The organism is Herminiimonas sp. (genome assembly GCF_030645555.1).
Lineage (GTDB): Bacteria > Pseudomonadota > Gammaproteobacteria > Burkholderiales > Burkholderiaceae_D > Oxalicibacterium.
In genome coordinates this window covers 1-1,065 of sequence record NZ_JAUSME010000024.1, presented here as the reverse complement: position 1 = coordinate 1,065, position 1,065 = coordinate 1, and the positions used below count along the sequence as shown (strand labels likewise).

1 protein-coding gene and 1 tRNA gene are annotated in these 1,065 nt (G+C 56.5%); both read left to right on the top strand.

Going from position 1 to position 1,065, the window contains the following annotated elements:
* On the top strand, positions 1 to 855 hold an 855-nt coding region (locus tag Q7T06_RS00875; RefSeq protein WP_304778554.1), incomplete at its 5' end, for an amino acid aminotransferase.
* A 113-nt stretch (positions 856 to 968) separates the two neighbouring features.
* Positions 969 to 1,044 (top strand) — tRNA-Asn (locus tag Q7T06_RS00870).
* The last annotated feature ends 21 nt before the right edge of the window (positions 1,045 to 1,065 follow it).

Here is a 1,065-nt window from a genome sequence, read left to right as displayed (position 1 = left end):
TTCCTCAAGCGCTTTGCCCCCAACGCGCAAGTGTGGATCAGCGATCCAAGCTGGGAAAACCACCGCGCGCTGTTTGAATCGGCCGGCTTTGTTGTCAATAACTACCCGTACTACGACGCAGCCACCCGCGGCGTCAATTTCGCCGGCATGCTCGATGCATTGAAATCGATTCCAGCCGGCTCTATCGTGCTGTTGCACGCATGCTGCCACAACCCGACCGGCGCCGACCTGAGCGATGCGCAATGGCTGCAAGTCATTGATGTCGTCACCAAGCGCGGCCTGATCCCCTTCCTCGACATGGCTTACCAAGGCTTTGGCGACGGCATCGAATCAGACGGCAAAGTCGTGCGCCAGTTCGCTGATGCCGGCGGCCCTGTTTTCGTATCGAACTCGTTCTCCAAATCGTTCTCGCTGTACGGCGAACGCGTTGGCGCACTGAGCATCGTTGCCGTCAGCGCAGACGAAGCAGCACGCGTGCTGTCGCAACTCAAACGCGTCATCCGCACCAACTACTCAAACCCACCTATCCACGGCGGCCAGGTCGTTGCAACTGCTCTGGCAACACCGGAACTGCGTGCATTGTGGGAAGAAGAACTGGCTGGCATGCGCGTGCGCATCCGCGAAATGCGCAAGGCGCTGGTACAGAAGCTGAAAGAACAAGCACCTGCCCACGACTTCGATTTCGTCATCGCACAGCGCGGCATGTTCTCGTATTCAGGCTTGACCAAGGCGCAAGTAGATCGCCTGCGCGACGAGTTCTCGATTTACGCTGTCGACACCGGCCGTATCTGCGTCGCCGCCCTGAACTCGCGCAACATCGACTACGTCGTTGCAGCGATCGCCAAGGTTCTTTAAAGGTTCAGCAAGTGCAGTAAATCAAGGCTGCGAAAAATTTCGATGAATTCAAAGAAATTTCTCGCACAGGCTTTGACAAGCGGGGAAGATTCATCTTATAATCTCGCTTCTGTTCCCTGATAGCTCAGCTGGTAGAGCGACGGACTGTTAATCCGCAGGTCCCTGGTTCGAGTCCAGGTCGGGGAGCCACAGAATATGAAGGGCCTAGTT